Genomic DNA, 10,311 nt, shown 5'->3' with positions numbered 1-10,311 from the left:
CCGACAGCGAGGTCAAATCGCCGGCGCTGGCGGTATAGGCCAGGGTGCCGTCATATACCTTGCTGATGGCAGGCGCATTCAATGTGATGGCTTTTGGCGTGATCACGCCGCTGCCCGTGGCCAGGGTTGGCAGCAAGTAGTTCGACAGGGCCGTATTGGAGCCAGCCGTATAGTCGGCGCCGGTCAGGCCGAGGCTGACAGTACGGTTGCCCGCATTGCGGCTGTCGAAACTGCCCGCCGTCTTGTTGACAAGGACCGACTCGCCGCTGACCAGGCCCGTGAGGGCATAGCTGGCGGCGTCGATTTGCGCGGCGCTGCTGCCGTCATAGCTGCGCGTGGTCGCGGTGACGGGGCCGAGCGTCAGCTGGGCCGGCGTAATGCTGCCCGTCAGGCCGGCTTGCTGGCCGATGGCGTAGTTGCTGTCGCTGGAGGTGAAGCCGGAGACGCTGATTGCCTTGCCATTGCCCGCGTTCTTATCGGCGAACTGGCCGGTGCCCGCGCCGATCACGGTCACGGTTTCCTTGCCGAAGCCGCTGACCGTTGGCGCACCGGTGACATTGACGCTGGTGCTGCCGTCATAGGTCTTGCTGATGCCCAGGTCCAGTCCGGACAAGGCCAGCACGGCCGGTGTGACGGTGGCGCTCAAGCCGGTCGGCTGCAGCAGCACATAGTTGCTGTCGCTGGAGGCATAGCCGGAAACCGTGATCGCCTTGCCTGTTCCGGCATGTTTGTCGGCGAACTGGCCGGTGCCGGTGCCGGTGACATTGACGATGTCGTTGCCCAGGGCAGTGACCACGGCCGTGCCGGTCAAGCCGGCATTGCGCGAGGTGTCGTAGCTGCGGTCTTGCGCCGACACGCCCGTCACCTGCAGGGTGGCCGGCGTGATGCTGGCCGTCGTCGTGGCCTTGGTGGAGGCAAGGCTGTAATTGCCCGCATCCGCGCCGCCGGCGGCGATGCCGTTGACGGTGACGACCTTGTTGCTGCCCGCGTTTTTGTCGGCGAACGTGGCCGAGGTGTTCGACAAGGTCAGCACGTCTCCGGCGATACGGTCGTCCTGCAAGGTGACGCCGGCATTGGTCGAGGTGTCGTACACGCGGTCGACGCCGGTGGCGCTGGCGTTCAGCACGCGTGGCGTGATGCTGCTGGCGCTGTTGCCGGCCAGGGTGACGCTGTAGTTGGCGCCGCCATTGCCATCGTTCAAAGCGACCTGGTTCAGGTTGGCCGCCTTGTTGCCGTTGCCGGCGTTCTTGTCGGCATAGCTGAAGCTGGCGCCGGTGACGGTGTCACCGCCCACCAGCGCACCCGACAGCGAGGTCAAATCGCCGGCGCTGGCGGTATAGGCCAGGGTGCCGTCATACACCTTGCTGATCGCGGGCGCATTCAACGTGATGGCTTTCGGCGCGATGACGGCGGTTCCCGCAGCGCTGGTCGGCAGCACGTAGTTGCCCAGCAGTGTGCCGGAGCCGGCCGTGAAGTCGTTTCCGGCCAGGGTGGCGCTGACCGTGCGCGTGCCCGCGTTGCGGCTGTCGTAGCTGCCATTGAGCGTGCCGACATGGATGGTTTCACCCGCTGCCACGCCGTCCAGTACAACATTGCCGCCCGTCAGGCTGGCGCTGGCCGTGCCATCGTAGCTGCGGCCCAGCGCGCCGGTCAGGCTGGCACTGAGCGACTTGGCGGCAATGCTGGCGCCGCCGCTGGCCGATAGCGGCAGGCTGTAGTTCGACAGCGTGGTGCCCGAACCGGCGGCGAAATCGCCGGCCGACAGGCTGGCCGTCACGCTGTTGGCGGTGGCGACATTGACGCTGTTGTAGACGCCGGCCGTTTGCGTGACGCTGGCCGACTGCGCGCCGACAAAGCCCGACAGGCTGAAATTGCCAGCACCGAGCAAGGCGCCGCTGCCGCCGTCATAGGTCTTGCCGATCGTTCCCGTCAGGCTGGCGCTCAGGGCTTTCGGCGTGATGCTGGCGCTGCCGGTGGCCATCGTTGGCAGGATATAGTTGGCCAGCGAGGTGCCGCTGCCTGCCGCGAAATCGGCGCCGGACAAGCTGGCGCTGACGCTGTTCGCGCCCAGCACATCGGCCGAGTTGTACAGGCCTGCCGTCTGGCTGACGCTGGCCGACTGGCCGCCGACCAGACCCAGCAGCTGATAATTGGTGCCGTTCAGCACGGCCGCCGTATCACCGTCGTAGGCCTTGCTGACACCGGTGAGGGTGGCGGTCAGCGCCTTGGGCGTGATGCTGCCGGTGCCGGAGGCCGATACCGGCAAGATATAGTTGCTGGCAAAGGTAGCCGCGCCGGCGCTGAAGTCGCCGGCGGCCAGGGTTGCGCTGACGCTGCTGGCGCTGATGTCGCTCGCGTTGAACAGGCCGCTGGTCTTGGTGATGCTGAACGATTCCGAGCCGACCAGGCCGCTCAATACATAGTTGCCGCTTGCCAAAGTGACGGCATTGCTGGCGTCATACACCTTGCTCACGCCAGTCAGGCTGGCCGTCAGGGCCTTGGCCGCCACCGTGATGGTGCGCGGCGTGTTGCTGCCCAGCGCCACCGCATAGCCGTTGTTGCCGGTCGCGCCCGACAGGTCGACCGTGATGGCGTACGGGCCGCCCGCGACGCCGGCATTGGCCGCCGCGCCAGCGGACGTTGCGGTGATGGAGCCCGACAGCGCGGTGGCCACCGTGTCGCCCAGATAGGCGCCGGCCACCGCCGCTTGCGCGCCGGCCAGGCTGACCACGCGGTCGGCCAGCGTGGTGCCGGTACTCAGCTCTTCTCCATACGTCTTGCTGACGTTTTGCGTGCCGACGGTGATGGTGGGCTGGTAGGCGAACAGATAGCGGTTGCCGCTCTGTACCGGATCGCTGCCGTTGTAGCTGGCGTTCCAGATGGCCGTATTCTGGCTATCCAGGCCACCATACGTGCTTCCGCCCGGCGCATTGGCGTACACCAGCCAGCGCGCCGCGGTTCCGCTCATGGCGATGCTGCCGGCGCCATTGCCGGAATTGTTGTTGAAATTGCCCTTGGCGGCCAGGGTCACGGCCGTGCCGGCGCCGCTGGCGTTCAGGATCGCGCCCGCGTTCAGCGTGACGTCGGCGCCGATGCCGCGATAACCGAGGTCGAAGCCGCAGCAGTTGGCGGCCAGGTTCGGCAGGTCGGCCAGGGTACCGGCGCCGTTGCCCTGGTTGAGCAGCTTGATGGTGGCGCCGGTGATGCTGTTGACGCTGATGGAGCCGGCCATATGGTTGGTCTTGTCGCTGCCGTCCGCCATCAGCAGCGACACGTTGCCGGTGCCGGCGTCGATTTTCGCCGCCACGCCCTGCTTGTCGATGCCCATGCTGAGGGTGGCGATGCCGGCGTCGCGGTAGGCGTCGTTGACGCCGTTGGCCAGACTGTCGTTGGCGGTCAGGTTCAAATCGCGGTTGCCCGTGATGATGTCGCCCAGCACCGTGATGCTGCGCCCGGCCTGCATGGTGAGCGCGCCGCCGGCCACGCCGCCAGTGGCGTCGATGCCGTTCTTCACGAAGATGTCGTTATTCGCCTGCAAGGTCACGCTGGTGCCCGTCTTCAGCACGCCGGCGATATGGTCGGGGGTCATGGCCTGGGTTGCACCCTGTGCATCGCCGTACTGGGTGGCGCCCGGCAGCGTCATGGCGCCCGGCGTGGGCATGGTGGGCGTGAGCAGCACCACATGGCCATTGTCGCCGGTGAAGGTCACCGTCGCGGCGCCGCCGGACGCGAGCGAGATATTCGGACTATAGCCCAGGCCGCCCCAGAAACGGCCGTTCGGGTTGCCGACGGCCGCGTTGCCGCTGCCGACCACGCCGCTCAGGGGCACGCTGGCGTCGGTGATGTAATTGACCGCGCCGCCGCCGCAATTCCAGTCCGGCGAAATGATGAAGTAGCCGTTGTTGGCGTAGTCGGCGCTGTTGAGCGCATAGTAATTGGCCGGCGCCAGCACGGTGCCGACGTAGTCGTTGGTGTGGCTGCCGACCAGCGCATTGGCGGCAGACATGATGTTCTGGTTGCCTTGCGCTGCATAGTCGTTCAGGCGGCCGGTGGTTCCATCGACCCAGCTGACGGCGCCGGCGTTGACCACGCCGTTGACATCGAGAGTCGGGTTGGCCAGCAGGTAATTGCCATTCGCTAGCGCAACGTAATAACTGCCCAGGTAGTCGTTTTCCTTTTCGCCCACCTGGCTGTTGGCGCGGCTGATGTCGCCCTTGACGCCGGTGGCGCCGCTGCCCCATGTCACAGCGCCGGCGTATTGCTTGGTGTCATTGGTCCAGTTGTACGTGACCGCGACGTAGTTGCCGGTAAACCGTTGCCTGCCGTTGACGCTGTCGTAGTTGTACAGGTAGTCGACGGTGCCACCGACGTTGTCGCCGGTGTGGCTGCCGACCAGGCTGTTGGCGCCGGAGACGAGATTGCGGTTGCCTTGCGCCGCATAGTCGGACAGGCGTCCCGTGCTGCCGTCGACCCAGGTCAAGGCGCCGGCGGCAATGGCGGCGCCATTGTCCCAGTACTGGTTCTGGATCAGGTAGTTGCCGGTGGTGGCCAGCGGGGTCACGCCCCAGTTTTTCACGTCATCGGTTTTCAGGCCCAGCACGCTGTTGCTGTCCGAGATGGTGCCGGTCAGCGCGGCCGTGCCGCTGCCCCAGGTGACCGCGCCGGCGTCGGCGATGCCGCCATTGTTCCACTTCACGCTGGTGACGACATAATTGCCCGAATACGTGGGATTGCTCACGCTGTCGTAACCGTTCTCGAGCAGCTTGATGCCATAGGCATTGTCCCTGGCCAGGCCCACCATATCGTCCTGCACGCTGCCGACCAGGCTGTTGCTGGCGGAAACCAGGCCCACCGTCGGCGCGCCGGCGCCGTCGCTCCATGTGAGCGCGCCGGCGCGCAGGGCGGCGCCATTGCGCCAGTAAGTGCTGACCGTGATGTAGTTGCCGTTGGACAGGGCCGTGACGCCGTTCGAGATCGCATCGTAGTGCGTGGTGGCGCCGGTGCCGACATTGGTGATGACGTCGTTCGGGGCCACGAAGCCGCCGATGAAGTCCCCGGTATTGTTGCCCACCACGCTATTGGTCGCGCTGATGGTTTGGGTGGCGTCGACCGTGGCGCCGGTGGCGCCGTTGCTCCAGGTGACGGCGCCGCGCGTGCCGTTGAACATCGGGCTGCTGACGACGTAGTTGCCGTTGGCCAGCGCCGTGACGCTGCTCGATTCATTCAGGAAAGCATTGGTGTTATTGTATTGATAGTAATTATACTGATAGCTGCCGATGCGGTCGTTGGCATAGGTGCCGACCAGGCTGTTGCTGGTGCCCACCGCGCCGACGCTCGGCGTGCTGCCGCTCGACCAGGAGACGGCGCCGGCCTTGGCATTGCCGCCATTGGCCCAATAGGGGCTCAGCACCAGATAGTTGCCATTGCCTTTCAGTTCCATGATGCCGCTGGAACCGACCAGGTCGTTGGCTTGCGTGCCGACCAGGCTGTTGGCGGACGTGACGCCGCCCCCCTGGTCGGCCTTGGCCTTGCCGGTGCTGCCATCGACCAGCGTGGCGGCTCCCTTGCCGCTGCTCCAGTTCGGACTGATCACCACATAGTCATTATTGGCCAGCATGGTGATGGCTTTGCTGCCGACGCTGTCGCCGGCGTTGGCGCCCACCACGCCATTGCTGGCCACGTCGATGGTTTTCACGTCGGTGCCGAAAGGCACCCAGGTGGCCGCGCCGCGCCCGCCATTCCAGTTGGAGCTGCTGATCACGAACGCATTGTTCGATGGCAGCAGGGTCAGGCCGCCGCTGGCCAGGCTGTCGCCGGCATTGCCGACCAGGCTGTTGCTGGCCGATACCAGGCCGGTGACGGGCGTGCTGCCGTCGAACCAGGTGACTGCGCCTGACGAATTTTTCCAGTCCGAGCCGTAGACCACGAATTGCGAACCGGTCAGCACCGTCAGGTATTTGCCAACCTTGTCGGTGCCGGTGCCGCTGCCGGTGGAGTCAAAGCGGGTGGAGTCGCCGATCAGGCTGTTGGAGGAACCGACCACGCCCTTGATGCCGGTCGTGCCGGAACCCAGCGTGACGGCGCCCACGCCCTTGTTCCAGTTCGCATTGGCCAGGACGTAGTTGCCATTGGCGAGCACCGTCACGCTGGAACCGACCTGGTCGCCATATTTGTATTGCTTGTAGCCGTCGGCCGGGACGATCGTCATCGCCGTGCTGCCGACCAGGCTGTTGGCAGAACTGACAATGCCGGAGACGCCGGTGCTGCCATCGCCGAAGGTGAGCGCACCGCGGTTGTTGTTCCAGCTGGCCGTGCCGACCAGGTAGTTGCCATTGTTCAGCACCGTGATCGCGGCGCCGCCGACATTGTCGGAGGTTGGCTGGTTCATGGTGCTTTGGTGGGTGCCGTTGCTGCCGACCAGGCTGTTGCTCGATGAGACCGCCAATGCGCCCGCGCCCCAGCCGGTAGTGCCGTTACCCCAGGTGACAGCGCCCATGCCATTGTTCCACAGATTACTGGAAACGACGTAATTGCCGTTGGTCAGGGACGTCACGCCATTGCTGCCGACCTTGTCGCCCGCATGCGTGCCATACAGGGTCGAGATCAGCGCCTGGTCGCTCTGGCGGAACAGGTAGGCGGCGCCCGAGTCGGTCGCGCCGAGGTTGTCGTCGGGATTGGTGACGACGATGTAGCCGGTGCGCGTGACGGTGCCGCCCGAGGTGGTGCTCAAGGCCGTGGTGTTCTTGCCGAAGCTGCCACCGGTGGTCGGATGCGGATCGACCAGTTCCAGTTGGCCCGACAAGTCGCTGTCGATAAAAATATCCTTCGGGTCCAGCAGCAGGGTGCCCGACTTGCCCTTGGGCGCATGCGCATCGGCGGTGCCGCCGAAATACAGGGTTTCCTTGCCCGAGACTTCCAGCACGCCGCCGTCGCCACCGGCCGCGCCGCCGCGCGCGCTGACCGCGCCGGCGAACACGGTTTTTTCATCGGACCAGACCACCACCTTGCCGCCGTCGCCCTTGCCGGTGGCGTCGGCGTTCAGCGTGACGCCGCTGCCCACGGTGGTTTTGGCGGCGTTGCGCACCGCGGCATTGCCGCCCTGGTAGTCGCCGCCGACGAGGATGGTGCCACCCTTGCTGGCGCCGGTGGCGCTGACTTTCGCGCCCATCAGCGACACGTCATGGGCCGTGATGACGACCTTGCCGCCTTGCTCGCCGTCGGCGCTGTAGCTGCCCGAGGTATACACCTTGCCGGCGCCGCCATCGATGCTGATGCTGCCGCCGCCCTGGGCCGAGATCACGGCGCTGGTGGTTTCCACCAGGCCATGGGCCAGCGTGCTGACGATGGCGCCGCCGCCATCGGCGCGCACGCTGCCGCTGCTGGCCATGCGGTCGCCGGTGATGGCCACCTTGCCGCCTGCGCCCGAGGCATCGAGGCTGCCGCTGTTGTCGACCAGGCCCGAACTGTCGAGCACGACCTTGCCGCCGCGCGAGGACAAGCCCGTCGCCGCCACGCTGCCCGTATTGCGCACCACGCCGCCCTGCAATTCATTGGCGGCCTGGGCCGACATGATGATCATGCCGCCCGGCGCCTGCACCGCCGAGCCGTTCTCCACCAGCGCGGCAATCGCCGAGGGCGACACCAGCACGCCGGCCAGGGTGCGGCTGTCGCTAAACTGCAGGGAAATCTGCTCGCCGGCGGCCATCGCCACCGTGCCCGCCTGGGCGATCACGATGCCGTTGTTGCGCACCTGGGGTGCCAGCAGGGCGATATAGCCGCCCAGGGCGGCATTCAGGCTGCCATCGTTGACGACGCTGCCGGTGGCGCCATTGCGCGCGAAGGCATTGCTGCCGGCCATGAAGTCGGCCGTGGCGATGCTATGCGTGGTGGCCACCAGGCCGCCCACGTTGACGGACGAGGTGGGACTGAAATACACGCCATTCGGGTTGCTCAGGAACACCTGGCCATTGGCCGTGATGCGGCCGAAGATCTGGCTGGCCTGGCTGTCCTGCACCCGGTTCAGGGTCACCGAGCCACTGTTCGGCTGCTGGAAACTGACCTGTGCCTGCGACCCCACATTGAAGGTCTGCCAGTCGATCGCGCCGCGCTGGGTGGCCTGGCTGATCGTCATCTGGCTGCCGCCCTGGGTGATCGTCGCCGCGCCACCCACCACCTGGCCGCCGGTCGGCAATTGGCTGGCGCCCGGCGGCCCTGCCCAGGCGAAGGGCGCCAGGCCCAGCCCCGCAAACAGCGCGGCCATGAAGGCGCCGCGCCCGCTGCTCTTGCCGCGTCCGCGCACATTTTCGGCGACGGCAACCCAGGCGCCCTGTTTTTCACTCCAGATCAGGCGATAGAAGCGGTTGATGGTGGCGTGTCCGTTCATGTGGATTCTCTCTAATTATTGTAATAGGGCGACAGGGTCAGAAAGGCAGCGAAGCTTGCAGCCAGAAGCGGCTCTTGCGCAGCGTGCCGTCCTGGTCGCTGCCGTTGATGTTCGCATTCGCATTGGCGCCGATGCGGCGTGCCCACGCGGCCCGCAGGTTCAGGCGGAAGTCGCTGACCCAGTTCACGGCCAGGCCCGCGCCTTTCAGCTGATAGCTGTTGACGATGGCCGCGCCATTGATGGCGTTGTCGTGGTTGACTTTCACGTGGCCCCAGTCATAGAAGCCGGTCAGGCCGAAGCCGGCCGGCAGGCGCCAGCGCAGTTCCAGGTTGAGCAATTGGCCGTCGCTGCCGCCCGCTTCGCTGGCAGGATAGGCGCGCACGCCGTAGTTGCCGCCAAGGTAAAACTTTTCAGAGGAATCGAGATTCTTGCTCGCTTGCTGGCCGGACAGGGCGCCATACAGCGACCAGCTGTCCGTCAGCGACTGCTGGCGGCTCAGGTAGTAACGCAGCTTGGTGAAGTTGCCGGCCGCGCGCGTCGTGGCGGCGTCCGCCAGCTGGTTGGGCGAACCGTCCAGGTCCAGCTTGCCGTGCATCAGGCTGAGATTGGCCGCATTCGCGCCGCCGCCTCCCAGGTTGTCGAACAGATTGCCCGACAGGCCGGCCGAGAAGCCGCGGATCGTGTAATTGCTGCTGGTGGCGCCGTTTGCCTCGTTGTCGAAACGCTTGTCGTCATAATTGAGTTGCAGATACAGATTGCGCAGGCGCGAGCGCAGCAGCGGGTAGCTGGCGTCGACGCCCACCGTGTTCGAGCTGCCCTTGGCGTGCAAGGCGGCAAATTCATCGGCCGTCAGACGGTACGACAGATGCGAGCCGCTCACGCCCGCACGCCAGCCAGCGCTGCCCAGCGGCAGGCTGTAAGCCAGGCGCGCATAGTCGCTGCCTTCGGTATGGATCAGGTTGGTGATCAACTGGTCGCCGATCCGCAAGGGGCTGTTGAGGGCCAGGTTGAGGCTGGCGCGGGTGGTGCCGGTGGAGCGGTTGCCCGTGTTGTCGACGGCGGCGTCGCCTGTCAGCCACGCTTCGTCTTCCAGCTTGACCACCAGCTCGGTTTCGCTTTCCTGCTGGCCGGCGGCCAGATTGCCGCTGGCGCTGATGCCCGGCAAGTCGTCAATGATCAGCAAGGCGCGGTCGAGCGCATTGGCGTTGAGTGGTGCGCCGACAGCCTGGGCGCCGGTGACATACGGCGTGATGCGCGCCAGCGGCATGCGGGTGGTGGCCTGGTCGCCCGGGCCGACGCGCACGCCGCCAAACACGGCTTCCACGATCTGGATGGTGACGGTGCCGCCATCGATTTCCTGGCGCGGCAGGTAGGCGCGCACGATCCAGCCGGCCTGGCGATAGGCGGCCGCCACGGCCAGCGCCGCGTTTTGCAGGTCCTGGAACGATAGTGGCCGATCCAGGTAGGGCGCCACCGCCTGGGCCAGCACGGCTTCGCTCAGCAAGGTATTGCCCTGGAAACGGAACTGCCTGACGGTGACGGACAGTCCCTGCACATCCTGCATCGGTGGCGGCGCCGGCATCAGTTCCTGTGGTGACTTTTTCGGCAGGACAGGGGCGCGGCCCCTTTCCAGTTGCTGTAACAAGGAGCCGGCGTCGGGCGTATTTTGTGCGTAGGCCAGGTTAATTGACGCAAGCAATAAACTGATGAATAGCGGTTTATGTGTGGGCATGTTTTTCACAGTCAGGATGCAGCCCTTTGCGGGGCGGAGGTTTATTTCTCCAGATAAAATAATTTTAATGCGAGGTGATTTAAATTACTATTTATTGAATCAAATAATGTGCTCTAGAGCAACATTAAATTGCATTAAAATTAATATTATAAATATAAAAAATAAGGTAAATGTATTATATATAATGATAAAATAA

The 10,311-nt window shown here is 65.2% G+C and carries 2 protein-coding genes; both read right to left on the bottom strand.

All coding sequences use genetic code 11. The features are described 5' to 3' along the window. The coding region (locus tag AC54AF_RS15860) for a YDG domain-containing protein (RefSeq protein WP_496637314.1) at positions 1-8,383 on the bottom strand (8,383 nt) is incomplete at its 3' end. Positions 8,384-8,420: 37 nt separating this feature from the next. Continuing rightward, complete coding sequence (locus AC54AF_RS15855; RefSeq protein WP_496637313.1) at positions 8,421-10,115, bottom strand: ShlB/FhaC/HecB family hemolysin secretion/activation protein; 1,695 nt, start codon at positions 10,113-10,115, stop codon at positions 8,421-8,423. Between the last annotated feature and the right edge of the window lie 196 nt (positions 10,116-10,311).

The sequence above is a fragment of the Janthinobacterium sp. JF4 genome (assembly GCF_059617925.1).
This window is presented reverse-complemented; position numbering and strand designations above follow the sequence as displayed.